Annotated in this window: 20 protein-coding genes and 1 tRNA gene; 8 read left to right on the top strand and 13 right to left on the bottom strand. The window is 72.8% G+C overall.

Translation table 11 applies throughout. The annotated features are described in order from the left end of the window. Positions 1 to 227: 227 nt before the first annotated feature. Positions 228 to 1,454 carry an acyl-CoA dehydrogenase family protein gene (locus ACZ3UD_RS29445; RefSeq protein ID WP_465594228.1) on the top strand — a complete coding sequence of 409 codons (1,227 nt, stop codon included), beginning with the start codon at positions 228 to 230 and terminating at the stop codon, positions 1,452 to 1,454. A gap of 11 nt (positions 1,455 to 1,465) precedes the next feature. Here ACZ3UD_RS29445 and ACZ3UD_RS29450 read toward each other — a convergent pair whose 3' ends face one another. The 3 genes from ACZ3UD_RS29450 to ACZ3UD_RS29460 form a co-directional block, all read right to left on the bottom strand. Then, positions 1,466 to 2,068, bottom strand: coding sequence for a hypothetical protein (locus ACZ3UD_RS29450; RefSeq protein ID WP_465594231.1), 603 nt, complete (start codon positions 2,066 to 2,068; stop codon positions 1,466 to 1,468). 128 nt (positions 2,069 to 2,196) lie between these two features. Next, positions 2,197 to 3,006, bottom strand: a complete 810-nt coding sequence (locus ACZ3UD_RS29455) for an enoyl-CoA hydratase/isomerase family protein (protein ID WP_465594234.1) — start codon at positions 3,004 to 3,006, stop codon at positions 2,197 to 2,199. Between the two features lie 35 nt (positions 3,007 to 3,041). Further along, complete coding sequence (locus tag ACZ3UD_RS29460; RefSeq protein ID WP_465594237.1) at positions 3,042 to 3,731, bottom strand: TetR family transcriptional regulator; 690 nt, start codon at positions 3,729 to 3,731, stop codon at positions 3,042 to 3,044. A 187-nt stretch (positions 3,732 to 3,918) separates the two neighbouring features. On the opposite strand from ACZ3UD_RS29460, the gene ACZ3UD_RS29465 reads away from it, so the two are divergent. Next, the gene (locus ACZ3UD_RS29465) at positions 3,919 to 5,445 is read left to right on the top strand and encodes an MFS transporter (protein ID WP_465594240.1); all 1,527 of its coding nucleotides are present in this window, start codon (positions 3,919 to 3,921) and stop codon (positions 5,443 to 5,445) included. Between the two features lie 168 nt (positions 5,446 to 5,613). Here the strand turns inward: ACZ3UD_RS29465 and ACZ3UD_RS29470 are convergent, their stop codons facing one another. Further along, positions 5,614 to 6,165, bottom strand: coding sequence for a GNAT family N-acetyltransferase (locus ACZ3UD_RS29470; RefSeq protein ID WP_465594243.1), 552 nt, complete (start codon positions 6,163 to 6,165; stop codon positions 5,614 to 5,616). Positions 6,166 to 6,242: 77 nt separating this feature from the next. On the opposite strand from ACZ3UD_RS29470, the gene ACZ3UD_RS29475 reads away from it, so the two are divergent. Next, a complete protein-coding gene (locus ACZ3UD_RS29475) occupies positions 6,243 to 6,851 on the top strand; it encodes a TetR/AcrR family transcriptional regulator (RefSeq protein ID WP_465594246.1) in 609 nt (202 codons plus the stop codon). Between the two features lie 259 nt (positions 6,852 to 7,110). On the opposite strand, the gene ACZ3UD_RS29480 is transcribed toward ACZ3UD_RS29475, so the two are convergent. Continuing rightward, positions 7,111 to 7,186, bottom strand: a tRNA-Arg gene (locus ACZ3UD_RS29480). Between the two features lie 634 nt (positions 7,187 to 7,820). Here ACZ3UD_RS29480 and ACZ3UD_RS29485 point away from each other — a divergent pair. The 5 genes from ACZ3UD_RS29485 to ACZ3UD_RS29505 all read left to right on the top strand — a co-directional run bounded on the left by ACZ3UD_RS29485 (position 7,821) and on the right by ACZ3UD_RS29505 (position 13,476). Continuing rightward, on the top strand, positions 7,821 to 8,414 hold the full coding sequence (locus ACZ3UD_RS29485) for a single-stranded DNA-binding protein (RefSeq protein ID WP_465594249.1): 594 nt from the start codon (positions 7,821 to 7,823) through the stop codon (positions 8,412 to 8,414). A gap of 354 nt (positions 8,415 to 8,768) precedes the next feature. Continuing rightward, positions 8,769 to 10,211, top strand: a complete 1,443-nt coding sequence (locus ACZ3UD_RS29490) for a Cys-Gln thioester bond-forming surface protein (protein WP_465594252.1) — start codon at positions 8,769 to 8,771, stop codon at positions 10,209 to 10,211. Between the two features lie 304 nt (positions 10,212 to 10,515). Next, the gene (ettA, locus tag ACZ3UD_RS29495) at positions 10,516 to 12,180 is read left to right on the top strand and encodes an energy-dependent translational throttle protein EttA (protein ID WP_465594255.1); all 1,665 of its coding nucleotides are present in this window, start codon (positions 10,516 to 10,518) and stop codon (positions 12,178 to 12,180) included. 109 nt (positions 12,181 to 12,289) lie between these two features. Further along, positions 12,290 to 12,733, top strand: a complete 444-nt coding sequence (locus ACZ3UD_RS29500) for an acyl-CoA thioesterase (protein WP_465594258.1) — start codon at positions 12,290 to 12,292, stop codon at positions 12,731 to 12,733. A gap of 50 nt (positions 12,734 to 12,783) precedes the next feature. Next, positions 12,784 to 13,476 carry a DUF8185 domain-containing protein gene (locus ACZ3UD_RS29505; RefSeq protein ID WP_465594261.1) on the top strand — a complete coding sequence of 231 codons (693 nt, stop codon included), beginning with the start codon at positions 12,784 to 12,786 and terminating at the stop codon, positions 13,474 to 13,476. A gap of 13 nt (positions 13,477 to 13,489) precedes the next feature. On the opposite strand, the gene ACZ3UD_RS29510 is transcribed toward ACZ3UD_RS29505, so the two are convergent. The 8 genes from ACZ3UD_RS29510 to ACZ3UD_RS29545 all read right to left on the bottom strand — a co-directional run bounded on the left by ACZ3UD_RS29510 (position 13,490) and on the right by ACZ3UD_RS29545 (position 24,610). After that, on the bottom strand, positions 13,490 to 13,894 hold the full coding sequence (locus ACZ3UD_RS29510) for a globin (RefSeq protein ID WP_380614209.1): 405 nt from the start codon (positions 13,892 to 13,894) through the stop codon (positions 13,490 to 13,492). Between the two features lie 468 nt (positions 13,895 to 14,362). Further along, positions 14,363 to 15,508, bottom strand: a complete 1,146-nt coding sequence (locus ACZ3UD_RS29515; protein ID WP_465594264.1) for an ABC transporter permease — start codon at positions 15,506 to 15,508, stop codon at positions 14,363 to 14,365. After that, positions 15,505 to 16,422: an ABC transporter ATP-binding protein gene (locus ACZ3UD_RS29520; protein WP_393025854.1), complete on the bottom strand. Its 918-nt coding sequence runs from the start codon at positions 16,420 to 16,422 to the stop codon at positions 15,505 to 15,507. The genes ACZ3UD_RS29515 and ACZ3UD_RS29520 overlap by 4 nt, the downstream gene beginning before the upstream one ends. A 156-nt stretch (positions 16,423 to 16,578) precedes the next feature. After that, a complete protein-coding gene (locus tag ACZ3UD_RS29525) occupies positions 16,579 to 17,754 on the bottom strand; it encodes an FHA domain-containing protein (RefSeq protein WP_465594268.1) in 1,176 nt (391 codons plus the stop codon). Positions 17,755 to 17,827: 73 nt separating this feature from the next. Beyond that, a complete protein-coding gene (locus ACZ3UD_RS29530; protein WP_465594271.1) occupies positions 17,828 to 19,183 on the bottom strand; it encodes a vWA domain-containing protein in 1,356 nt (451 codons plus the stop codon). A 115-nt stretch (positions 19,184 to 19,298) separates the two neighbouring features. Beyond that, complete coding sequence (locus ACZ3UD_RS29535) at positions 19,299 to 20,654, bottom strand: protein phosphatase 2C domain-containing protein (protein ID WP_465594274.1); 1,356 nt, start codon at positions 20,652 to 20,654, stop codon at positions 19,299 to 19,301. 3 nt (positions 20,655 to 20,657) lie between these two features. Beyond that, entirely contained in the window at positions 20,658 to 23,243 is a 2,586-nt protein-coding gene (locus ACZ3UD_RS29540) for a serine/threonine-protein kinase (RefSeq protein WP_465594277.1), read from the bottom strand. Between the two features lie 5 nt (positions 23,244 to 23,248). After that, a complete protein-coding gene (locus ACZ3UD_RS29545) occupies positions 23,249 to 24,610 on the bottom strand; it encodes a hypothetical protein (protein ID WP_465594280.1) in 1,362 nt (453 codons plus the stop codon). Between the last annotated feature and the right edge of the window lie 45 nt (positions 24,611 to 24,655).

The raw sequence follows: 24,655 nt of genomic DNA on the forward strand, positions 1-24,655 counted from the left end.
GGTCAGCGTCCTGTGGGCCCTCCTGCGCGACAACCGGGTCTTCACCCCCGATCCGGCCGCGCAGACGGCTTGACTCAATCATTGAGACTCCTCGGGATCGGGGCCGGGATCGGGTCGGCGGGGTCTGCGCGGGCGTTGACACCGGTTACCAATCAGTAGCAGACTCCGACGATGTTACCCGAGGTAACACCCCGGTCGGCCGTACCCCTTCTTCGGAGGCATGCACCATGAGCAGCACGTTCTCGCTGGACCCGGGCGCGGACCAGCTCGCCGTACGCGACTGGCTGCACGGCTTCGCCGCCGACGTGATGCGCCCGGCCGCCGCCGAGTGGGACGAGCGCGAGGAGACCCCCTGGCCGGTCATCCAGGAGGCCGCCAAGCTGGGCATCTACTCGCTGGACTTCTACGCCCAGCAGTACTTCGACCCCTCCGGCGTCGGCATCCCGATCGCCATGGAGGAGCTGTTCTGGGGCGACGCGGGCATCGGGCTGTCCATCGTCGGCACCACGCTGGCCGCCGTCGCGGTGCTCGCCAACGGCACCGACGAGCAGATCGGCACCTGGACCCCGCAGATGTTCGGCACCCAGGACGACGTCAAGGTGGCCGCCTTCTGCTCCTCCGAGCCGGACGCCGGCTCCGACGTGGGCGCGCTGCGCACCCGGGCCGTCTACGACGAGGCCAAGGACGAGTGGGTGCTGAACGGCACCAAGACCTGGGCCACCAACGGCGGGATCGCGGCCGTGCACGTCGTGGTCGCCAGCGTCGACCCGGAGCTCGGCACCCGCGGGCACGCCTCCTTCGTCGTCCCGCCGGGCACTCCGGGGCTGAGCCAGGGTCAGAAGTTCAAGAAGCACGGCATCCGCGCCTCGCACACCGCCGAGGTGGTGCTGGACGGCGTCCGGGTGCCCGGCAGCTGCCTGCTCGGCGGTAAGGAGAAGCTGGACGAGCGGCTGGCCCGGGCCCGGGAGGGCGTCAGGCGCTCGGGTGGCAAGGGCAACGCGGCGATGGCCACCTTCGAGGCCTCCCGCCCCGCCGTCGGCGCGCAGGCGATCGGCATCGCCCGGGCCGCGTACGAGGTGGCGCTGGACTACGCGAAGACCCGGGAGCAGTTCGGCCGTCCGATCATCGACAACCAGGGCGTGGCCTTCCAGCTCGCCGACATGAAGACCCGGATCGACGCGGCCCGGCTGCTGGTGTGGCGGGCGTCCTGGATGGCCGTCAACAACCAGCCGTTCACCGCAGCCGAGGGCTCGATGTCCAAGCTGTACGCGGGCGAGACGGCCAAGTTCGTCACCGCGCAGGCGATGCAGATCCTCGGCGGCAACGGCTTCACCCGGGAGTACCCGGTGGAGCGGATGCACCGGGACAGCGCGATCTACTCGATCTTCGAGGGGACCAGTGAGATCCAGCGGCTGGTCATCGCCCGGGCGATCTCGGGGATGCCGATCCGCTAGACGGCCGGCGGCTACCGGGCCAGCCAGAAGGTGAGCCCGGCGGTGACCGCGCCCACCACCGCGCCGACGATCGTCTGCGCGGTGGTGTGGTCCCGCAGCACCACCCGGGACCAGCCGATCACCGCGACCAGCGGGTAGAGCAGCAGCCACAGCGGGCCGAGCGCGATGCCGAGGCAGGTCACCGCGCCGCTGGCCACGGCGGTGTGCACGGAGACCTTCCACCAGACGGTGATCGCCAGGATCGGGAACAGCGAGGCGAACATCGCCGCGACCATCGCGGTCAGGTCGGCGGGGGCGTCCGACCAGATCATCACCGCGAAGCTGGTCAGCACCGAACCCATGATGAAGGGGATGACGGTCAGCCGGCGCTGCCGGTGGCCGACGTGCCGGTCCTCCAGGGTGCCCTTGCGGATGCCGCGCTGGATGAACAGGGTCGGTATGACGGCGGCGAACAGCGCCGCGAAGGCGGCCCAGCCGAGGCCCGCCAGGCCGTAGCGGAGGCCGCCGATCAGCAGGCAGACCGCGATGATCACGTTCTTCGGCTCGACGCCGTCGGTGACCCGGCGGGCCCAGGTCGTCCGGCTGGTGGGGGCGGTCGTGGCCTCGGTGGTCATAGGGGTCGCTGCTCCGGGTCGTAAGGGCGGTCGGCGGCTCGGTAGGGTTCGTCGGCGGCTCGGCGCCGGTCGGATGATCGTACGTGAGCCGCCGGCGCCACCACCCGCCACCGCCCGTCCGGACCGGCTCAGAACCGGGGCGGGCGGCCCTCCAGGAAGGCGGCCAGGCCCTCGTGCACGTCCGAGGCCTCCCGTGAGCGCCGCTCCCACGGCTCCAGGGCCTCGGCCGCCCGCTCGGCCGGGACGGCCAGCGCGGACTTCACCGCGCCGATGGTCTGGGGCGAGCGGGTGGTCAGCAGCCGGGCGAACTCCAGCGCGGCGGCGTCCAGTTCGGCGACCGGCAGGACCTTCTCCGCGAGGCCGAGCGGCAGCGCGTCCCGGCCGGACACCAACTCGCCGGAGAACAGCAGGTACTTGGCCCGGGCCGGGCCGACCAGCCGGGCCAGCCGCAGGGTCGGCACGGCCGGGTAGACCACGCCGAGCTTGGCCGGGGTGATCCCCAGCCGGGCGTTGTCGGCGACGAAGCGCAGGTCGCAGGCGACGGCCAACTGGCAGCCGCCGCCCACGCAGGCGCCGTGCACCACGGCGATCGTCGGGTGCGGGAAGGCGGCGAGCGCCTCCTCGGCGGCCACGTTGATCGCGTGGTAGGCGTCCGCGCGCTGCGGATCGCCGTACACCTCGGCGAGTTCGGTGATGTCCGCGCCGGCGCTGAAGGTGTTCCCGGCGCCGGTCAGCAGCAGGGCGCGCACGCCTTCCTGCTCGGCGATCAGCGCCAGGACCTTGGGCAGCGCCTGCCAGATCGCCAGGGTCACCGCGTTGCGGCGGTGCGGGCGGGCGAACTCCAGCACCGCGACGCCGTCCTGGCCGACGTAGGCGTTCAGGCCGTCGGCCTGGGCGGGCAGGGTGGAGCGGTCCCGCGTGAGCAGCGGCTGGTCCATGCGCACCTCCGGTCGGTCGTGGTGCGCCCACTCTCTCAGGCGGCGCCGGCGCAGTAGTCGCCGAGGCCTTGTTCGACCAGGGCGAAGGCGTGGCGGGCCTCGTCGAGGGCGGAGGGCAGGGCCTCGGCGGCGCGCTCGCCGGCCAGCATCCGCCGGTGGTTGTCGCCGATCAGGGTCAGCCGGACGGCCAGCAGCTGGGCGGCGGCGACCCGGGCGGTCAGCTCGTCGTGGGCCGGGTCCTGGGCGGCCAGCTCCGCGGCCAGCAGGGACTGCGCGCGCCGGTCGAAGGCGGCGGTGGCGCGGATGGCCAGCGCCGGGGTCTGGTGGATCAGCCGGACCACGTCCAGCACCACCTGGTCGTCGTTCAGGCCGGTGGCCGGGTCCCGGCGCTCCAGCGCGGCGAGGAAGTGCTCGCGCAGCGCCGCGACCGCGGAGGTGCCCGGGGCGCGGTCGCGCACCACCCGGGCCGGCTCGTCGAGGTGCTGCTCCATCGGGCCCATGACCAGGTCTTCCTTGGTGGGGAAGTAGTTGAAGACGGTCATCTTGGACACCTCGGCGGCGGCCGCGATCTCGGCCACCGATACCTGGTCGAAGCCGCGCTCGGCGAACAGCCCGATGGCCGTGCGGAAGATCCGGATGCCGGTCTGGATCTTCTTGCGCTCGCGCAGCGGGAGCGCGTCGAGGTCGCGGTCGGGGCCGAGGTCCAAGCCGGAGTGGGTCGCCATGGACTGACTGTACCAGGATCAAAGGTTGACCAAGATGAATGATGGTCTCGGATGAAAGATAAGCCCGGATGAAAGATTGGTTGGGCCGAAGAATTGACCGAGTCCAAGAATCCTGCCATGGTGGTGACGAGCCCGCCGGACGACGCCGGTCCGGGCCGAACTCCACCGAATCCGGGGGGACTTCCCGATGGCATCCGCCGCTCCGAACGCACCCGCCCAGGCCGGCACCGGCCTGATGACGGAGGCCCAGCGCAGACTGGGCATGCTGCTCTGCCTGGTCACGATCGTGCTGGCCGTACTCGACTCGAACATCGTGTCGGCGGCCACCGTGCCGATCGTCCGCGACCTCGACCCCGTCCACGGCGTCGACCGACTGCCCTGGCTGGTCAGCGCCTTCGCCCTGGCCGCCACCGCGCTGCTCCCGCTCTACGGCAGGCTCTGCGACGTCTACGGCGCCAGGCGGGTGCTGCTGGGCGCGCTCGGCACCTTCCTGCTCGGCTCGGCGCTGTGCGGGGCCGCGCAGTCGATGGGCCAGCTGATCGCCTTCCGGGCCGTCCAGGGCATCGGCGGCGGCGGGCTGATGAGCGTCACCATGGTGGTCATGGCCCACCTCCAGGACCCGGCGGAGCGCGGCAGCGGCAGGGGCGGCGCGATGGGCGGCATCGTCGCGGGCCTCGGCATGGCCGTCGGCCCGCTGGTCGGGGCGCTGTTCACCGACCACCTCAGCTGGCGCTGGATCTTCTACGTCAACCTGCCGCTCGGCCTCCTCGTGGTGGCCGGCGTCGCCCTGGTGATCAAGCTGCCGCAGACCGTCCGCCGGCGCGGCCTGGACTTCCTCGGCGCCACCCTGGCCGCGGCCTTCGCCACCGGGCTGCTGCTGGTCACCGAGTGGGGCGGCAAGGACTACGCCTGGACCTCTCCGGAGATCCTCGGACTGTCCGCCGCCACCCTGGCCGCCCTCGCCCTCTTCCTGTGGCGCCAGGCCACCGCCGCCGAGCCGGTGCTGCCGCTCTCGCTGTTCCGGATCCCGGTCGTGCGGATCGGCTTCGCCGTCCAGGGCCTGGTCGGGATGGGCATGACGGGCTCGATCGTCTACGTGATGATCTACCTGCAGATCGCCCGGGGGATCGCGCCGACCACGGCCAGCCTCTACCTGATGCCGATGGCGGCCGGGATGACCGGGGTCGGCCTGCTGGTCACCCGGCTGATCGCCCGCGGCCACGCGCCGCGCACCTTCCTCGCGGCCGGCGCCGCCTGCGGGACGCTCGCCCTGGTGCTGCTCGGGTTCGGCGGACCGGACACCCCGCTGTGGGCGGTGGGCGCCGAACTCGCCCTGCTCGGCGCCGGGTTCGGCCAGCTGATCGGGCAGCTGATCACCCTGGTGCAGGACAGCGCCCCGCGCCACCAGCTCGGCGTGGCGACCACCGGCATCCGGTTCTTCCAGACCCTCGGCGGTGCGCTCGGCGCGGCGTTCTTCGGCAGCCTGCTGGCCCGGGTGTTCGAGGCCGGCGAGCCGGGGCGGCCGCTCGGGGCGGTCCGGGTGCTGACCGGCGCGGCCCGGGAGCACGCGGTGCGCAGCTTCACGGACGCGGTGGACGTGGTCTTCCTGTCGGCGGGCGGGGTGATGGCGCTGGTGCTGCTGCTGGCGCTGCGGCTGCGGGCGGCGGAGGCGGCGGCCTCGGAGGCCGCCGGGAAGCCGGTGCTGGCGGCCTGAGCCGGTGGCCTGAGCCGGGTGGCCCGGGCCGACAGCCTGAGTGGGCGCCAGCGGGCGTCAGAGGGAAGTGGGGCCCGGTGGACTACGGGGGAGTCCACCGGGCCCCGCTGCTCGTGTCGGGCCCGGTCCGGGTCGGCCCTCGGACCGCTTCGGTCGGGCCGGTCCGGGTCAGACCTTGGCGGCGGCCCACTCCGGGGCCAGGATCGCCCAGATCTCCTTGTCCTGGCGGACCCCGTTGTGCAGGAACCACTCGCGCAGCACGCCGTCCCGCCGCATGCCGACCCGCTCGGCCACCGCCCGGCTGCGGGCGTTGACGGCCGAGCACCACCACTCGGCGCGGTGCAGGCCGCGGGTGACGAAGGCGTAGTCGAGCAGCTGCCGGACGGCGGCGGTGATCAGCCCGCCGCCCTCGCCGGCCGGCTCGGTCCAGGCGCCGATCTCGCAGTTGCCGGACTTGGTGCTGAAGTGCGTGAACATCACGCCGCCGACCAGCGTGCCGTCCCGCCAGATGCCGTAGATCCGGCGCTCGTCGGCGGCCTGGCCGTCGGCGTAGCGCTGCAGGGTGGCGCGGGCCGAGTCCAGGTCGGTGGAGAAGGTGGCCCACGGGATCCACGGGTCGGTGTGGGCCCGGGCGCGGTCGATGTGGGCCAGGAACTCGGGGGCCTGCCAGGGCTCCAGCGGGCGCAGTTCGGCGTTCTCGGCGAGCGGTACGGAATACACGGGCGGGCCTTTCACGGGTGGTGCGTGAGCTGTCGGGATCCATTCATAACAAACGTTTGGTATGTACGATAGCCCCCATGACGCCAGCCCGTGGAGACCATGACGCCCGCCGCTCGGAAGTCTCCGAGGGGGTGTGGCGGGTGCTCTCCAGCAAGGGCTTCGAGGGGCTGACCCTGCGCGCGGTGGCCGCCGAACTGGGCGCCTCCACCGGCCTGTTGACGCACTACTTCCCGAACAAGCGGGCGCTGCTGAGCCATGCGCTGGAGGAACTCGACCGGCGCTCGCTCGCCCGGCCCCGGCGCACCGCACCCGTCGACGGCGCCCCGCCGCCGGTCGGACTGGCCCGGCTGCGGGCCGCGCTGCTCGACGTGCTGCCGCTGGACGAAGCGGCCGTGGCGGGCAACCGGATCTGGGTCGGCTCCTGGGACGTCGCCCTGGCCGACCCGGAGCTGGCGGCCGCGCACGCCGCCCGCTACGCCCGCTCGCGGGTGGCGCTCACGGCGTACGTGGCGGATGCCCAGCGGCTCGGGGAGCTTCCGGCCGGGGCGGACCCGGCCGGGCTCGCGGCGGGGGCGCAGGCTTTCGTGCTGGGGCTGGTGGTGCAGGTGCTGTTCGCCCCGGCGGAGTTCCCGGCCGAGCGGCAGACCGCGCTGCTCGACGCCTACCTGGCGGGCCTGACGGCCTGACGGCCTGACGGGCTGACGGGGGCGGTGGGGCCGGCGGGCCCGGTGGACGGACCGGGGCCGGTGGGCCGGGGCCCGATCGCCGCGCCCGGCGGGTGGGTCTGGCGCGGGGGTGGGGGATTCGCCCGGAATTCCGGGCGATTTCGTGGCGGGCGCGACACGCATTGTCACGGCTTATGCGCGGTGGGTGCTGGATTACCCGGAGGCCCGAAACGACCACGGAAAGTGTTCGCCGGCGCGATGGCCTGCGGGAATTGCAGGGTGGCGCCCCCAGCAGGATTCGAACCTGCGACCTACCGCTTAGAAGGCGGGTGCTCTATCCGCTGAGCTATGGGGGCGGGACGGGCGGCGCCCGTGGTGGGCGTGACCGTGGCCGGGATCGGGCAGCGAGCGCTCGGGGCGCGCGTTGTCCGTCCCCGTACCTGAGGGTGGGGGTGGGGGTTGGTGGGCCCTCGCCCTGTCGGGGACAGGATAAGGGTGTTCAGTTCCCCGGCCGGGTGTGACGACACCGTCGTTGGTGTGTCGGTTCGGTGGAGCGGTCCGATAATCGCAGGTGAACGCCGTGAGTGCAGCGGTATGGCACTCTTCCGCGCCGGACGTTGTGCAGTCGTTACGGGGCTGCCTCCTCACCCGTTATGGATTCGGCACGGAGAATGCGTCGCCGCCGCCGCGGGTGGGGGCCGTATTCGGCTTGCGTCGGTCGGATGACGTGCGCGGACGGTGGCCGGCGCGGCTTCCGCCGCGTCCGGACGGGGGCGGCGATCTGCCGGTTTGTTGTCATGGCCGCGAAGAGGCGGCTGCCTGACGGTGTACGAAGGCGGAAATTCACCCCTGCGGGTGACGGCGGCTTTCCGTTGTGCCGAGTTATCCACAGGATATCGGAACTCGGTGGCCGGGATTTCCCTCGGGGCGCACTCTCAACTCGCACCGCTCGATTCCGTACGGTGCATCGGCGAGAACGGAGAGTGTGCTGTGAGTGAGGCGCATGTGACGGTGCTCGGCAATGTCGCGACCGAGGTGACCTACGGGGAAACCGCCAACGGCGTGCCGATGGCGAACTTTCGGATCGGCTGCACGGAGCGCCGGTACGACCGCGAGCGGGCGTGCTGGGTGGACGGCGAGACGCAGTGGCTGAGGGTGACGGCCTGGCGGGCGCTCGCGGTCAACCTGATCGGCTCGCTGGCCAAGGGGGACCCAGTGCTGGTGACGGGCCGGCTGCGGGTGCGGGAGTGGACGGAGGGTGAGGTGAGGCGCAGTCGGGCCGAGATCGACGCCAGGTCGGTCGGACACGACCTCACTCGCGGTACCTCGGCCTTTCGTTGGGCGACCGGGGTGCGCGGGCAGCCGTCGGGCGGCGCCGGGCCGGCCGCGGCGGAGGCGGCGGAGCGGGCGGACGAACCGGTGCCGGGGTGGATCGTCAACGCGCTGGAGGCGCGCAGGGCCTCGGCGGTGGCCGCCGCGCCGCGGTTGCCCGAGCTGCCGCCGGGTGCGCAGCCGGTGACGGAGCGGCAGGAGGACGTGTCCGAGAGGGAGAGGAGCGGTGAAGACCAGGCGATGCAGAGCTGACCGGCCGGTGACCTTCCCTGTCGACAAATATGTTGATCGAGAAGGTTGTTGTGCCCGCACGTGCAATCTCGACCGGATAACGGAAAGTGGCGATGTGATTCTGGCTGATCGTCAGCTTGTGTGGATCCTGCGGGGGTTGATAACGATACAGATACGGAACCGTCCTGATTTCGCATGGAGGTTTCGGGGCCTCTGGGGCTCAATAGGATTCGTCTGGTTCATACCCGCGGCAGTGCCACAGGGGGCACGCGCGGCACGGCAAGTCGGCGGGCCGCCCACTTGGCGCGGCCTGTCCCGGAGGGATCCCAGATGTTCAAGAGGCAGGGGCGGAGTCTGTCCCGCATAACCACTGTCATGCTCACGACCAGCATCGCGCTGGGCGGAGGCCTGTTCGCGGCCGGTGCAGCGGCTGCGGCCGACACCCCGGCCTCGGGCGTGTCCGCGGTGGTGCAGAACAAGATCTTCGGCGAGAAGGTGGATGTCGACGGCGACACCTACGACGCGGGTCTGTTCACGCTCACGACCGCCGACGGTGAGCTGAAGACCTACTGCATCGACTTCGGGTTCCCGGTGGACATCAGGAACCAGGTCCAGTACCAGGAGTCGGACTGGTCGGCGAGCTCGCTCGGCCGCCCGGACCGCGCGGTGCCCGCCTCCAAGATCCGCTGGATCCTGGAGAACTCCTACCCGAAGGTGTCGGAGTCCTCGCTCGCCACCTCCCTCAAGATCCCCGGCCTGACCGCCGAGGACGCCGCCGCCGGCACCCAGGCCGCGATCTGGAAGTTCTCGGACGACAAGGACGCCGCCCCGCACAGCGACGCGGCCACCAAGCTGCGCGACTACCTGATCAGCGGCGCCAACAAGGGCATCGCCGCCGAGCCCAAGCCGTCGCTGAGCCTCACCCCGGACTCCGTCTCCGGCAAGTCCGGCAGCAAGCTCGGCCCGTTCGTCCTCAACTCCAGCGCCAACGAGGTCAAGCTGGCCGTCACCGGCGACGCCGCCGACAAGGCCAAGCTGGTGGACAAGGACGGCAAGCCGGTCGGGGCCACCCTGACCGGTCCGATCGCCAAGGACACCCAGCTGTTCCTGGACGTCCCGGCCGGCACCCCGGACGGCTCGCTCGCCCTCAAGGCCGACGTCTCCACCGAGGTGCCCAGCGGCCGGGTGTTCCTCAGCAAGGGCTACACCGCCAAGAAGCACAGCCAGACCATGATCCTGGCCGGCTCCAGCAAGGTCAGCGTCTCCGCCGCCGCCAAGGCCACTTGGAAGCAGGGCAAGGGCGCGCTGATCGACAGCACCGCCAAGATCGAGTGCGCCGACAACGGCGTGCGGGTGTCCGTCACCAACGGTGGTGACGAGGCCGGTACCGTCACGGTCGGCAAGCAGCAGGTGACCGTCCAGCCGGGCAAGACCGAGAGCGTGCTCGTCCAGGTCGCCGAGAAGGCCGATTACAAGATCACCGTGACCGGCCCGAACGGCTACAGCCGCGACTTCCAGGGCGTCCTGGACTGCAAGACCGGCACCGGCAACCCGAGCTCCGCCCCGACCGCCCCGGCCACCACCGGCACCACCACCGCCACCCCGACCACCTCCCAGTCGGGCACCCCGAGCGCCGGTGCCGGCCAGCCGATCCCGGCGACCACCAGCGCCGCCCCGGGCACCGGTGGCCTGGCCCAGACCGGTGCCAATGACTCGACCCCGATCCTCGCCGCCGTCGCCGGTGGCCTGGTCGTGGCCGGTGGCGCCGCGGTCTTCCTCGTGCGCCGCCGTGGCCGCCACGGTCGCACCACCGCCTGAACCGCCTGAGCGGGCCGGGGGAGGAGTCGACCTCCTGAGGCCCTGAGCAGCGGAACCGGCCCGGCTCCCCGCGATCGATGCGGGGAGCCGGGCCTTCGCCGTTCCCGGGGCGGGGGAGGGGGCGCCGGATCCGGGGAGGCGGGCCGGGGCGCCGGGAGGGAGGCGGCCGGGTGGCCGGAGGACGGCGGGCCGTGGGCGGGGATACCCCGGTGGGGTCACCTGGGCGGTTCGGGGTTCCGGCCGGGTGCGGCACAATGGAAGGCTGCAAGCCGAATTACTCCCGACGACGCCGGAGCGATCTCACGTGGCGGAATACATCTACACGATGCGCAAGGTGCGCAAGGCTCACGGAGACAAGGTCATCCTTGACGACGTGACGCTCAGCTTCCTCCCCGGAGCGAAGATCGGCGTCGTGGGCCCCAACGGTGCCGGTAAGTCCACCGTGCTGAAGATGATGGCAGGCCTGGAGCAGCCCTCCAACGGCGACGCCTTCCTCTCGCCCGGCTTCACCGTCGGCATGCTGCTCCAGGAGCCCCCGCTCGACGAGTCCAAGACCGTTCTTGAGAACGTCCAGGACGGCGTCAAGGAGATCAAGGGCAAGCTCGACCGCTTCAACGAGATCGCCGAGCTGATGGCGACCGACTACTCGGACGCGCTGCTCGAGGAGATGGGCAAGCTCCAGGAGGAGCTGGACCACGCCGAGGCCTGGGACCTGGACGCCCAGCTGGAGCAGGCCATGGACGCCCTGGGCTGCCCGCCCGGCGACTGGGCGGTCACCAAGCTCTCCGGTGGTGAGAAGCGCCGCGTCGCGCTCTGCAAGCTGCTGCTGGAGGCCCCCGACCTGCTGCTGCTCGACGAGCCCACCAACCACCTGGACGCCGAGTCGGTGAACTGGCTGGAGCAGCACCTGGAGAAGTACAAGGGCACCGTCGTGGCCGTCACCCACGACCGGTACTTCCTGGACAACGTCGCCGAGTGGATCCTGGAGCTCGACCGCGGCCGCGCCTACCCGTACGAGGGCAACTACTCGACCTACCTGGAGACCAAGCAGTCCCGTCTCAAGGTCGAGGGCCAGAAGGACGCCAAGCGCGCCAAGCGCCTCAAGGAAGAGCTGGAGTGGGTCCGCTCCAACGCCAAGGGCCGCCAGGCGAAGTCCAAGGCGCGTCTGGCCCGCTACGAGGAGATGGCGGCCGAGGCCGACAAGATGCGGAAGCTGGACTTCGAGGAGATCCAGATCCCGCCGGGCCCGCGTCTGGGCAGCGTCGTCATCGAGGTGGAGAACCTCTCCAAGGCCTTCGGCGAGAAGATCCTGATCGACGACCTGAGCTTCACCCTGCCGCGCAACGGCATCGTCGGCGTCATCGGCCCGAACGGCGCCGGCAAGACCACGCTGTTCAAGATGCTCCAGGACCTGGAGAACCCGGACTCCGGGAAGGTCAAGGTCGGCGAGACCGTCAAGATCAGCTACGTCGACCAGTCGCGCGCCAACATCGACCCGAAGAAGACCCTCTGGGAGGTCGTCTCCGACGGTCTGGACTGGATCAACGTCGGCCAGGTCGAGATGCCGTCCCGCGCCTACGTGTCGGCCTTCGGCTTCAAGGGCCCGGACCAGCAGAAGCCGGCCGGGGTGCTCTCCGGTGGTGAGCGCAACCGCCTGAACCTGGCGCTGACCCTCAAGCAGGGCGGCAACCTGCTGCTCCTCGACGAGCCCACCAACGACCTGGACGTCGAGACCCTGTCCTCGCTGGAGAACGCCCTGCTGGAGTTCCCCGGCTGCGCCGTGGTCATCTCCCACGACCGCTGGTTCCTGGACCGAGTGGCCACCCACATCCTCGCCTACGAGGGCGACAGCAAGTGGTTCTGGTTCGAGGGCAACTTCGAGTCGTACGAGAAGAACAAGGTCGAGCGGCTCGGCGCCGACGCGGCCCGTCCGCACCGGGCCACGTACAAGAAGCTGACCCGAGGCTGACACCCTGCTGTCACAACGGCCCGGCAGACTGCCCTCCGGGGCGGTCTGCCGGGCCGCGGCCCGTCGCCGGTCCGTGACGACGGGCGACCGGACACCGAGGAGAACATCCGTGGCTCGCCACATCTACGCCTGCCCGCTGCGCTGGTCCGACATGGACGCCTTCGGGCACGTCAACAACGTGGTCTTCCTGCGCTACCTGGAGGAGGCCCGGATCGACTTCATGTTCACCCAGGCCGCCGAGGCCGGTGCCGGGGAGTTCGCGGGCGGCTCGGTGGTGGCCCGCCACGAGATCGACTACAAGCGCCCGCTGGTGCACCGGCCGGAGCCGGTCACCATCGAGACCCGGGTGACGCACATCGGCGTCGCCTCGCTGACCGTGTCCTACGACATCAAGGACGTCCACGCGGACGGCTCCGAGACGGTGTACGTCCGGGCCTCCACCGTGGTCGTCCCCTACGACCTGGCCGAGGGCCGACCGCGCCGGATCTCGCCGGTCGAGCGGGAGTTCCTCTCCCGCTTCATGGACGAGGCCCCGGCCGTCGCGGCAGTCTGAAAGTCCCACCCCGCACGATCGAACCCCACGACGATACGAGCTGAGCCGCGTTGACCATCACCGCCCGCCTCGCCCTGACCGACACCGGCGAGGCCGCCGACCTCTCCGCCTTCCTGCTGCGCCTGTTGCGCTTCGACAAGGCGGCGGCCGTGCGGCTGCGGGCGGTGGCCCCGGACGGGGACGACGGCGTGCTGGCGGTCTTCGGGCGGCTGCCGCTGGGCACCTCGGGCGCGCTGGCGATCCGCACCGCCCGGCTGAGCGGCCTGGCGGAGCCGGTCGACCTAACGGTCTCGGCCGGTCAGCTGCTGGACGGCGTGGACGCCGAGGCCGGCGCCGTGGCGCTGCCCGCGCCGGTGACCGGCCCGGCCTGGGCCGGGCTGCTGCCGCCGAAGGCCGGCTGGCGGCCGGTCGGAGCCCCGCCGGCGGCCGAGGTGTACCCCGAACTGATGGCCGGCGTCCAGGAGTTCCGCGAGCGCACCGAGGCCGTCCCGGCGCACCACCGCACCCGCGAGGTGCTGGACCGGCTGGCCGACGAGATCTGGTCCCGCCCGGTCACCGCGCTGCCGGAGCTGCCGCTGCGCGCGGTGCACGCCGCGTACGTGATCGGCTTCCTGAAGCCCGGCGCCCCGCTCACCGTGCACCGGGTGGGCGGCTGGCTGCGGCTGAGTGCCCCGGCGGGTTCGGTGGTGGTGCGGACGGCGGCCGCGCCGGGCGCGGGGCTGGGGCTCAGCCCGATCAGGTAGCCCTCGAAGCGGCTCAGCCCGGGGTGTTGATCATCGACGCGGCGGCGTACGTCAGGTAGTCGAGCAGCTGCCGCTCGTGCTCGGCGGGCAGCTCCAGGCTGTGCACGGCCGCGCGCATGTGGGTCAGCCAGGCGTCGTGCGCGGCCTTGTCGACCTTGAACGGCGCGTGCCGCATCCGCAGCCGCGGGTGGCCGCGGTGCTCGCTGTAGGTGCGCGGACCGCCCCAGTACTGCATCAGGAACAGGGCCATCCGCTCCTCGGCCGGGCCGAGGTCCTCCTCGGGGTACATCGGCCGCAGCAACTCGTCCTCGGCGATGCCCTCGTAGAAGCGTCGGGTCAGGAGCCGGAAGGTCGGCTCACCGCCGACCTGGTCGAAGAAGGTCTCCTCGCTGAACGTGTCTCGCCGGATCTCTGTCACCCGACCATGGTCGCAGACACCGACGGAAGTGTGCACTGGGACCAAAGGCGTACGACCGCTGCTCGGAGTCTCATGGAGTCTCGGCAATCCGGGCGTTTCCGCTCGGAAGGTCCGTACCGGTGTCACCAGAGCGCGAGTTGCGCCGTGGTGTCCTGATGACGGTCTCCCGCTTCTGTCTGCCGTTGACGCGGCAGCGCTGCGCCACCTGCCCGCCCCGTCCCGGCCTTGCGGCCGGGACGGGTGGTGCGGGTCCTGCGGTCGGCTCCACGGGGTTTCGGCGCTTTCGCGCCCTGGTCTCCGGCTGCTCCGGTACCAGTGATGCGGGTCGCCGCGAGGGCGGCGAGGTTGCGGGCCGCGTTCTCGTGCCGGTCCATGACCGGGCCGCAGGCGTCAGGTCGTACGGGGAAGCGGATCGGTGGGCAACACCGATCCGCTTCCCCGTACCGGTTCGACAGGGAAGAGCCTCGGTCAGGCGTCTTCCCACTTGAACAGCTTCCAGGCGATGCCGGTGAGAACGGCCGCGAAGAGCAGCAGCCCGCCCATCGTCGGCAGGGCGTCCATCACGCCGCCGCCGCGGGTCAGCACCGACTGGGCGGCCGTCACCAGGTGCTTCAGCGGCATGACCTCCGAGACGGTCTTCAGCCAGCCCGGGGCACCGTCCAGCGGGAAGAACGAACCGGACAGGAAGGACATCGGCAGCACGATGAGCTGCGAGATGCCGTTGGCCGCCTCCTCGGTCTTGGCGACCGAGCCGGCCAGTAGGCCGATCGACATGAAGGCGAGCGTCGCGCAGGCCACCAGCGGGATGACCAGCCACCAGTTGCCGGTGAGCTTGAGCCCGAAGAAGCTCGTGGCGACCACCAGGAAGACGGTGGTCTGGAGGAAGGCGGTCAGCAGCGAGACCACGATCCGGGAGCTGACGACCGTACCCGCGCTGATCGGGGCCAGCCGCAGGCGCCGCAGCACCTTGGACTTGCGCCAGCCGACCAGGGTCAGCGCGGCGCCGAACACGGCGCCGGTGGCGACGGCCCAGCCGAGCAGGCCGGGGGTGAGGAACTGGATCGGCTTGAGCGACTGGTCCTCGACCTGCTGGGCGTCCACCACGTAGGCCGGCTTCTGGCCGGTGGCCGCCTGGTTGGCGCTCTGGACCACCGAGTTGACGATGCCCTGGAGCGCGCCGGCGCGGACCGTGTCGGCGGCGCTGAAGCGCAGCTCGACCTTGCCGTCCGGGCCCTGCGTGATCATCGCGTCGAAGTCGCCCTTGCGGACCTTCTGCAGGGTGGCGGCCTCGTCGTCGGTGCGGGTGATGGTGAGGACCTTGTCCAGCTCGGTCCGGCCCTCGCCCTGCATCGAGTCGAACAGCTTCACCGCGCCGACCTGGGCGACCTTGGCGTGCGGGCTGTTGTTGCCCTTGGTCACGCTGCCGAAGAAGACCAGGAACACCAGCGGGAAGAGCAGGATGAAGAAGGTCGCGGTGCGGTCCCGCTTCATTCCGAGCAGCATCGCGCGGGACAGGCTCCAGAACGCGCTGACCCGCTCCTGCCCGCCGGCGGCGCCGGCCGAACCGCCGCGCGGGGCGGGCACCTTCGGCTCGGTGGAAGTGGAGACGGTCATGCGCGGAACTCCCGTCCGGTCAGCTGGAGGAAGACGTCCTCCAGGGTGGCGCCGCGCACCTCGAGGCCGCGCAGCGCGTTCTGCTCGGCCAGCACGCTGAGCACCGGGGCCGGGTGCCGGGTCGAGACGGAGAGCGAGACGGTGTCGTCCTCCAGGGTGGCGACGTCGGCGCCGACCGCGGCGAGCAGCTCGCGGGCCCGCTCGACCGGCAGCTGGCCGGAGGCCACGCTGATCCGGACGGTGTCGTCGATCTCGCGGATCAGCGCCGCCGGGGCGCCGGTGTGCAGGATCTTCCCGTGGTCCATGATCGAGACCCGGTCGCAGAGCACCTCGGCCTCGTCCAGGTAGTGGGTGGTCAGGACGACGGTGCGGCCCTCGTTGTTGATGTCCCGCAGGAGGTCCCAGAGGTTGCGCCGGGACTGCGGGTCGAGGCCGGTGGTGGGCTCGTCCAGGAAGACGAGCTCCGGGTCGTGCGCCAGTGCGCAGGCGATCGACAGGCGCTGCGCCTGGCCGCCGGACATCTGGTCGGTCAGTGTCTCGGTCTTGTCGGCGAGGCCGACCCGCTCCAGCATCGCATCGGCCCGCTTCGGACCGACCCCGTAGAACGACGCGAAAGTGCGGATGGTCTCACGGGCCGTCAGTTTCCGGAAGAAAGCCGAGGCCTGGAACTGCACGCCGATGCGCGGCAGCAGTTTCGGATTGCGCGGCCAGGGAGCCATTCCCAGCAGCTCGACCCGACCCTCGTCGGGTTTGCGGACCCCTTCCAGGATCTCCATGGTGGTGGTCTTCCCGGCCCCGTTGGGGCCCAGGATCCCGTAGAACTCGCCGGCCTCGACGGTGAAGGACACCCCGTCGACGGCCTGCACATCCCCGTACCGCTGACGGATGCCGTCAGCGGATATAGCTGCAGTCATGTGCCCTGAGAATAGGGCTTTCGGTGCGTCCTGTGCACACCCGGGACGTGAATTTGGGGATCTCCTGAGGAAGCCGGAAGAAAGCCGGGCCGGGCGAAATGTTGAATTCCGCCCGGCCCGGCCGGAGTTGTGGCTGATCCACCCTCAACAGGGCGCTCAGGCGCGGTGCACCGTGATCGTCGTCCAGGCGCCGATGTGGATCCGGTCGCCGTCGTTCAGCGGTACGGCGGTGTGCGGGGTGATCGGTTCCGCGCCGCCGTTCACGGTGGTGCCGTTGGTGGAGTCCTGGTCGACCAGTACCCAGGTGCCGTCCGCCTGCTCGGCGAGCAGCGCGTGCTGGTGCGAGGCGCCCGGGTCCTCCGGCGGCACCGACAGGTCGATCTCCGGGACGGTGCCCCGGTGCTGGCTGCGCCGGCCGATCCGCAGCTGGCCGCGGCCGGTCAGCGGGATGCGGCGCTCGGGGCAGTACGGCGGGAAGAACAGACCGGCCGCCTCGGGGCCGCTGCGGGCCATCATCTCGGTGAAGTAGTCGCGGTCGGCCGAGACCACCGCGATCCAGTTGGACCGGACCGGCTCCGCCGGGGCGGCCTCCGGCTGGGGCTGCTGCACCGGCGGGGCGAGGTGGAAGGACGTGCCGAAGTCGCCGCCGCGGTTGTTCGGGCCGGGGCCGGCCGGCTGGGCGTACACCGGGCCGGAGTCCTCGCGCACCGGGGCCTCGGGGAAGGCACCCTCCGGCGGCGGGTAGCCGTAGGTGTGCGGGTACTCCGGCTGCGGGTACTCCGGCAGCGGAGGCTGCGGCTGCCGGGGTGCGACCGGGGCCTGGGGAGGCTGGGCGGTGCCGCCGTAGGCCGCCGGGATGTTCAGCGGCGGGGGCTGGGCGGGGCCCGGCGTGGGTGCGGGCGCGGGTGCGCCGGCGGCCGGGGGCTGGCGGCGTGAGGGCGTGGACAGCTCGTAGTCGTAGCCGCACTCCTCGCAGAACCGGCCGGTCTGCGGGCTGCGGCAGATCGGGCAGACGGTCAGGCCCTCGGTGAGGCCCTGCGGCGCGCCCGGCGGCACGGCCCCGGGGGGCGGGTAGCCGCCGGGGGGCGGGAAGGCGCCGGGCGGGGGCGGCGGGACCGCTCCCGGAGGCATCGGCGGGGGCGGCGGCGCGCCGAAGGACGCACCGCCGTGCTGCGGGTGCCCGGCGGGTGAGCCGGGCGCGGGGTCGCCCCCGGGCGCCCCCGGGTAGCCCCCGTGGGCGCCGGGCGGCGGGACCGGCGGAGTCATCGGGAAGCCGCAGAAGTCGCACCAGTCCTCGGCCTGCGACTCGTGGCCCCTCGGGCAGATCGGCATCAGGTCCCCCTCGTTTCGGGCCGGCACGGTGCGGCGTCGCGCCGGGCGGCCGGCCCGATCACGTCTTCAGCGGTCACTTCTTCACACGTACCGTCTTGGTCGACCGGGTCTCAAGGGTCATCGAGTCGGCCTCGCTCACGTTCTTACGGAATCGAACCGTACCCTCCTTCGGGTCCACCACGTCCACCACCTTCTGCAGCAGCTTGTACGTGCCCTCGTTCCCGGTCGCGTGCGCGATCCGGACGGCGGCGCCCAGCTTGGCGGTGGCGGTGTCGACGTCCCCGGCGCGGTGGGCCTCCAGGCCCTCCTGGATCGAGGAGGCGAGCTCGGCCTGCCCGGTGTAGTGGGCGACCTGCGGGCTGATCCGGGTGGAGGAGGCCAGGTCGTCGGTCCAGACCGCCTTGACCAGGCCCTGGGAGAGCACCTCGGGGGTGCCGCCGCCGACCTGCGGGGGCAGCACCAGGCTGACCCGGGCGGCGAGCATCTCGTTGCCGACCGCGGCGGCCGGGACCTCGACGCAGACGTGGTAGTCGCGGCTCTCGTCGCCCCAGGAGCCGGTCGGGTAGTCGCCGGCCCGGGGGCCGGCCTCGGCGCGGCGAGCGGTCAGGTCCTCGACCGCGGGGGCGACCTGCTTGACGAACTTCACGGTGGCGTTGGCCGGGGTCCAGATCCGCAGCGCGACGTCGGCGACCTGCTTGCCCATCGCGCCGGCCATCATCGAGCGGAAGTCCTCGGCCAGGCCGGAGGGCTCGGCGACGATGTCGACGGTGCCGAGCAGCGCCGAGGAGATGGTGCGCAGCTCGTCGATCCGCCAGTCGGTGCCGACACCGCGGCAGTCGGCGGTGAAGTGGCCGGTGACCCGCTCGATGTTGCGGGCGAGGTCCGCGGCCGACTCGTGCTCGTTGTTGCCGTCGGTGAGCAGGATGGCGTGCCGGATGGCGATGTCGCGGCGGGTGAGGAAGAGCTTGTCGGCCTTGGCCAGCCAGGTGCCCATCGCGGTGCCGCCGGCCGCGGTGAGGCGGCGCAGCGCCTCCTTGGCCTGGTCGCGGGTGCCGGGCGAGGCGGTGGCCAGGGTGCCGTCGCCGGGGTAGATGTCGCGGGCCTCGTGGGTGCCGGCCACCACGGCGAAGGCGGTGCCGTCGCGCAGGGCGTCGATGGCGGCGGCGGTGGCCTCGCGGGCGCCGTTGATCTTGGTCTTGGGGTAGTCCATCGAGCCCGAGCAGTCGACCAGGATCACCACGGCCGCGTTGGCGTCGGTGCCCTGGGCGGCGGCGTCGGTGAGGCCGAGCGGGCGGCCGCCGGAGGTGCCGCCGCCGGTGGCGGTGACGGTGACGATGGCGTTGACCTCGCGGGCGCCGTCGGCCAGGTACTCGTTCTGGAAGATCTCCACGTCGAACCTGGGCAGGTTCGGCTTCGCCAGTGTTGCCATGGGGCGGTCGGCTCCCGTCGGGTGAGGGGTGGATGCGATCAGGTCGGTGGGCGGTCCGGCGGTCCGGCGGACCGGGGGCCGTCGGGCCGGGCGTGGCCGGGCGCGGACGGGCCGGTCAGGCCGTCGGCGGCTGCGGCGGGACGGGCGGCAGGGGCGGGGCGGCGGGCGGCGCCGGCGGTGCGGGCGGGACCGCCGGGGGCGCCGTCGGGGGCGCGGGCGGAACCGGCGGCGCGGGCGGGGGCGGGGGCAGCGGGGCGGCGGGGGAGCCGATCACCGGCAGGTCCGGCAGGGTGGGCTCGTAGTCCTCGTAGCCCTCGTCGTCCTCGGGCGCCCGGGCGGCGGCCGGAACGATGATCGGCAGGTCCAGCGCGGTGGGCGTCTCCTCGGCCTCCTCCGTGCCCCTGACCTCATTGACAGCTGCGGCGGGCGGGTCGATCGGGAGCACCGCGACGGTGATGTTGTCGTGGCCGCCGGCCGCGACCGCGAACTTCACCAGGGTCTGGGCCGCCGCGAGCGGTTCGGTCCGGGCGTCCGGGCGGACGTAGTACGCCAGGTCGGTGGCCGCCTCGGCGTAGTTCCACAGGCCGTCGGTGCAGATCAGCAGCACGCCGGGGACGTGCGGGGTGAAGTCGAGGGTGTGCGGCACGACCTCCTCGGCGTCGGCGCCGAGCCAGCCGGTGATCGCGTGGGCGCGCGGGTCGGAGTAGGCCTCGGCCTCGCTCATCAGCCCGGCCTCGACCATCCGGGCCGCCCAGGAGTCGTCCTGGGTGAGCCGGAAGGGTTCGGCGGCGGCTCGGTCGTCCGGGATCCAGTAGGCCCGGGTGTCGCCGACCCAGCCGATGGTGACCCGGCCACCGGCCGCTATGGCGCTGACGTAGGTGCAGGCGGGGGCGTTGAGGTCGGGGCGGGCCGGGCCGGCGCCGTCGGTGGCGAGGTCGGCGACGGCCTTGGCGGCGTCGGCGATGGCGGCACGCATCGCCTCGTTCGGGTTCCGGCCGGCCTCCAGGGAGGTCAGCAGGGACTCCGAGGCGGCGTCGACGGCGGTCTCCGAGGCCTCGTCCGGGCGGTCGGAGGAGGAGACGCCGTCGCACACCACGGCGACCACGACCGGCTCGCCGCCGGGCAGCGAGGTGGCGGCGACGGTGAAGGAGTCCTCGTTGCGGTGGTGGCGCACGCCACGGTCGCTGACCCCGGCGACGCCCGCGAGGGCCTTCTCCATGTGGTCGCGGGGGCGCGGCTGGGCGCTGCCGCAGCCCTCGCAGTAGCCGTCCTCGGTGACCTGCGCCTGCCCGCAGCTCACGCAGACCGGCCCGCGCTGCGGCGGGACGGCCCCACCGCGGGCGGCGGCCCAGCTGACGGGCATCGAGCCCGGGGCCGCCCGACCGTCCCGGCCGGTTCCGCAGCGCCCGCAGAAGGCGTCCTCCGGGTCCATCGGCTCGGAACAGCTCGGGCACTCGGTCTGCTGCGGCATCGGCTACACCCACGTCCTGGGGCGGGCCCGGTTGGCCCGTTCCACCATCTCGATCCTGGTCTCGGCCCGGTCGGCCAACCGGGCGAGTACCCGGTAGGACTGTTCCAGGGCGAAGCGCAGTTCCCGCTCCACGGCGGGTCGTCCCAGCACCACGGTGGCGCCGGCCTGCTGGGCGCCCGTGGAGCCGGCCATGACCCAGCCGAGGGCGGCGCCGAGCACCTCGACGGAGAGCTCCTCGCGGCGGCGGTCGTCGAGGCGCAGCGCGGTGAGCTGGTCGGAGCCGGCGGCGAGGTCGGCGGCGAGCGGGTCGGTGGTGGGGCGTTCGCGCAGCCGGGCGCGGACGGCGGCGATCCGGGCGGCGGTGTACTGGCTGGAGGTGGCCGGGACGGACTCCAGCACGCGGACGGCGCCGGGCCGGTCGTCCTCGGCGAGGCGGACCCGGGCGAGGCCGAAGGCGGCGCTCAGGTACGAGTGGTCGGTGGCCCACACCAGGCGGTAGAACTCGGCCGCGTCGCCGCCGTCGCCGAGGAGCTCGGCGCAGATGGCCAGGGCCAGCTTGGGTGCGGCCTCGCCGGGGAAGGCGTCGTAGACGGCGTCGAACGCCTCGGCGGCCGCGCGCAGCTCGGCTGTTACCCGCTCGCTCTCCTCCGGGCGCTCCTGACCCGACGCCGACGGTCGGGCCTCGGTTGCTCCTTCGGCTCGGGGCGGGTTCTGGGCAGCTCCCACCAGGGCGACCAGGCCGCGGTACCAGACCACCCGCCAGTCGTCGGGGTGGTCGTTCTCCAGCTCGGCCAGCTCGTTCACGGCCATGCCGTGGCGGCCGAGTTCGAGCAGGGCGCGCAGCTCGCGCAGCCGGCTCTCGACCGAGACGGCGGGGGCGCCGCCCAGTGCGGCGAGCGCCTCCTCGGGGTCGGTGGCGAGCAGGGTGGCGAGGAAGCCGGCGTTGGGGTCGCCCGGGTCGACCCGGGGGACGGGCAGGGCGAGGGCGGCGGCGGACGGGTCCAGCGCGGTCACCCGCAGCTGGCCCAGCTGGTCGGTGGGCAGCACCAACTCGGTGTCGACGACGCGCAGTTCGGGGCCGAACAGGGTGGAGAGCGCGGGCCGGGGCCGGTCGTCCTGGAGGGCCAGGACCTCCCGCAGCACGCCGGTGAGCTGGTCGGCCATCTCCTCGGCGGAGGAGAAGCGGCGGGCCGGGTCGGGGTCGGTGGCGCGGACCAGGAAGCGGTAGTACGACTCGTACGTGGCGAAGACCTCGACGTCCTCGGGGCCGGGCAGCGAGTCGCGGTAGGTGGTGCTGTAGCCCTGGAAGTCGAAGGTGAGCACCGCGAGCGTGCGGGCCACGGTGTACAGGTCGGAGGCGGGGGAGGGGCCGTGGGTGGCGATCTCGGGGGCCTGGTAGCCGACGGTGCCGTAGATCGGGCCGTCGTGGTCGAGCCGGCAGACCGCGCCCAGGTCGATGATCTTGAGCGCGTCGCCGCTCTGGATCACGTTGTCGATCTTGAAGTCGCAGTAGACCAGGCCCCGGCCGTGCAGGTACCCGAGCGCGGGCAGCGCCTCCAGCGCGTACGCGATCGCCACCTCCACCGGCAGCGGCTCGCGCCGGCCGTCCGGGGTGCGGCGGTCGTTGGCGATGTCCTTGAGCGACTTGCCGCCGACGTACTCCATGACGATGTAGCCGTCGGTGGAGCCGGAGCCGATGTCCAGGTGCTCGGCGAAGTTGATGATCCGGACGATGTTCGGGTGGTCCACCTCGGCCAGGAAGCGCCGCTCGGCGACGGCCGCGGCGAGCGCGTCCTCGTCCCCGGTGTTCAGCAGGCCCTTGAGGACGACCCACTTGTCGTTGACCCGGCGGTCCACCGCCAGGTATATCCAGCCGAGCCCGCCGTGCGCCAGGCAGCCGACCACCTCGTACTGCCCGCCGACCAGGTCGCCGCGGCGCAGCTTGGGGGTGAAGGAGTACGGCGTGCCGCACTTGGTGCAGAAGCCGTCCGGTCGGCCCGGCCGGCCGTTCTTCTCCCGGCCCACCGGCGTCTCGCACTTGGCGCAGAAGCGCTTGCGCTCGGGCACCTCGGGGTTGGCCAGCACCGCCAGCGACGGGTCGGCCGTCTCCACGGTCGGCACCGTGACCAGGCCGGCGCCCAGCCGGTTGCGGGTGCCCGCGCTGACGCTGCCGCGGGTGGAGCGCACCGAGACCGAGCGGCTGGAGCCGGTGCGGGTCGAGCGGTGCGAGCGGGAGCGGCCGGACATCGAGCGGGAGGAGCCGGTGCGGGCCGACATCGAGCGGATCGAGCCGCTGCGGGCGGAGTCCGGGTTGACCCGCGCGGACGGGACGTAGGGCTGGGTGATGCCGGTGTCGGCGCCGGGCGCGGTCAGGCCGCACTCGTCGCAGTAGCCGTCCGCGTCGATGGTGCCGGAGCAGTCGCGCGGGCAGGGGGAGCCGGGGCCGGCGGCCGCCGCTGCCTTCGGCGGCGCCGCGGTGGTGCCGGTGCCGCCTCCGCCCGCCGGCGCCAGCCCGCACTCGTCGCAGTAGCCGTCCGCGTCGATCCTGCCGTTGCCGGAGCACTCCGGCCGTACGCACGTCTCGCCCATCAACCTCAGCCCCCCTGTACCTGTCCGTCGACCGGCGTCTGGCCGGCCGCGTTGTGCGGTGTCTCCTGCTCGGCCTGGGCCGGGCGCAGCGACTGCTGGAAGCGGGCCACCGCGGCGGCCGCCGCCCGCAGGTCGCAGGGTGCGCTCCACAGCAGCCAGCGCGCCTTCTCGTACCGCTCGATCACTTCCGGGTCCTCGGAGACCCGCATCCGGGCCGCCATCGCCTTGTAGGCGTCCAGCCGGCCGCGCAGCTCGGCCCGGACGGCCAGCGGCTGGGTCACCTCGGTGAGCGAGTGCCGGGCCCGGGCCAGCTCCTTGGCGGCGGCGTCCTCCAGCGCGTCCAGCAGCGGCGCCAGCCGGCCCCACTGCCCGCCCTGGCGCAGCTCCAGCGCGGTGACGATCCGTTCGCGCAGCGCCGAGGCCGGGCCGGGCACCGCCGGGACGTCGCTGGACGCTATCTTCGCCAGCACCTCGCCGCGGGCCCGGCGGGCCTCGGCCAGGGTGGCGTCGGCCCGCTGGAGCAGGTCGCCGACGCCCTGGAGGCGCTCCTCGGCGTCGTCGCGCAGCCGCAGCAGGTTCTCCAGCTCCAGCCGGACGCCGTCCAGCGCCCGCCCGGCCCGGTCGAAGCGCTCGGTGTCGACCACCCCGGCGGGGGTGGCGAAGGCCGAGCCCTCGGGCACCGTGCCGCGCTGGGCGGGCACCCGGGCCGGGCGCCACAGCGCGAGCGGGTCCTCGCGGACCTCGGTGCGCAGTTCGGTGAGGTCGCGCTCCAGCCCGGTGAGGTCGTCGCCGAGCGGGTGGCTGCCGGCCCGGACGCCGAGCGAGGCGGCCAGGGTCCGCACCCGGTGGAGTTCGGCCAGCAGCAGGTCGATCCGGGCCGGCAGCGCCGACCAGACCGCGTCGGCGGCGCTGACCACCTCCAGCACGGTGGCGTACCACGAGTTCATCCGGGCCATCAGCGCGTCCAGGCTGATCCGCTCGACCAGCTTGGCGGGCGCGCCGAGCAGTTGCGGGCCGTCCGGCAGCGCGCCGCCCGGAACGGTCACCGCGTCGCCGGTCAACAGCTCGCTGAGCTCGGCGAGTTCGGGTGCGCCGGGCTTGGCCTTGCGGACCCGTACGGCGCGGGCCGAGGCCAGTGCCTCGGAGTAGCGGTCGAACAGCGCCCAGAGCAGGGGCAGGCCCTTGCCGGCGACGGCCCAGCGCTCCAGGGTGCGGCCGGACAGCTCGGCGCCGTCCAGCAGCCGCAGGCCCGGGTGGTCCTGCAGGGCGAGCAGCGCCGACTCGACCGCGTCCCGCTCCGCGCCGAGGCGCGCGAGCGCGCGGTCCACCTCCTCCCGGCTCAGTACCGGGCCAGCCGATGCCGCCACCGCGGTGTCCTTCCTCCCTCGCGTGCGATCCCGACGTTTGTGACG

It is taken from the genome of Kitasatospora sp. NPDC023118 (genome assembly GCF_055560875.1).

Bases quoted from the DNA above. Each gene is read 5' to 3' on its own strand.
- ACZ3UD_RS29445 (WP_465594228.1), top strand. From the start codon at position 228: ATGAGCAGCACGTTCTCGCTGGACCCGGGCGCGGACCAGCTCGCCGTA.
- ACZ3UD_RS29450 (WP_465594231.1), bottom strand. From the start codon at position 2,068: ATGACCACCGAGGCCACGACCGCCCCCACCAGCCGGACGACCTGGGCC.
- ACZ3UD_RS29455 (WP_465594234.1), bottom strand. From the start codon at position 3,006: ATGGACCAGCCGCTGCTCACGCGGGACCGCTCCACCCTGCCCGCCCAG.
- ACZ3UD_RS29460 (WP_465594237.1), bottom strand. From the start codon at position 3,731: ATGGCGACCCACTCCGGCTTGGACCTCGGCCCCGACCGCGACCTCGAC.
- ACZ3UD_RS29465 (WP_465594240.1), top strand. From the start codon at position 3,919: ATGGCATCCGCCGCTCCGAACGCACCCGCCCAGGCCGGCACCGGCCTG.
- ACZ3UD_RS29475 (WP_465594246.1), top strand. From the start codon at position 6,243: ATGACGCCAGCCCGTGGAGACCATGACGCCCGCCGCTCGGAAGTCTCC.
- ACZ3UD_RS29490 (WP_465594252.1), top strand. From the start codon at position 8,769: ATGCTCACGACCAGCATCGCGCTGGGCGGAGGCCTGTTCGCGGCCGGT.
- ACZ3UD_RS29515 (WP_465594264.1), bottom strand. From the start codon at position 15,508: ATGACCGTCTCCACTTCCACCGAGCCGAAGGTGCCCGCCCCGCGCGGC.
- ACZ3UD_RS29520 (WP_393025854.1), bottom strand. From the start codon at position 16,422: ATGACTGCAGCTATATCCGCTGACGGCATCCGTCAGCGGTACGGGGAT.
- ACZ3UD_RS29525 (WP_465594268.1), bottom strand. From the start codon at position 17,754: ATGCCGATCTGCCCGAGGGGCCACGAGTCGCAGGCCGAGGACTGGTGC.
- ACZ3UD_RS29530 (WP_465594271.1), bottom strand. From the start codon at position 19,183: ATGGCAACACTGGCGAAGCCGAACCTGCCCAGGTTCGACGTGGAGATC.
- ACZ3UD_RS29535 (WP_465594274.1), bottom strand. From the start codon at position 20,654: ATGCCGCAGCAGACCGAGTGCCCGAGCTGTTCCGAGCCGATGGACCCG.
- ACZ3UD_RS29540 (WP_465594277.1), bottom strand. From the start codon at position 23,243: ATGGGCGAGACGTGCGTACGGCCGGAGTGCTCCGGCAACGGCAGGATC.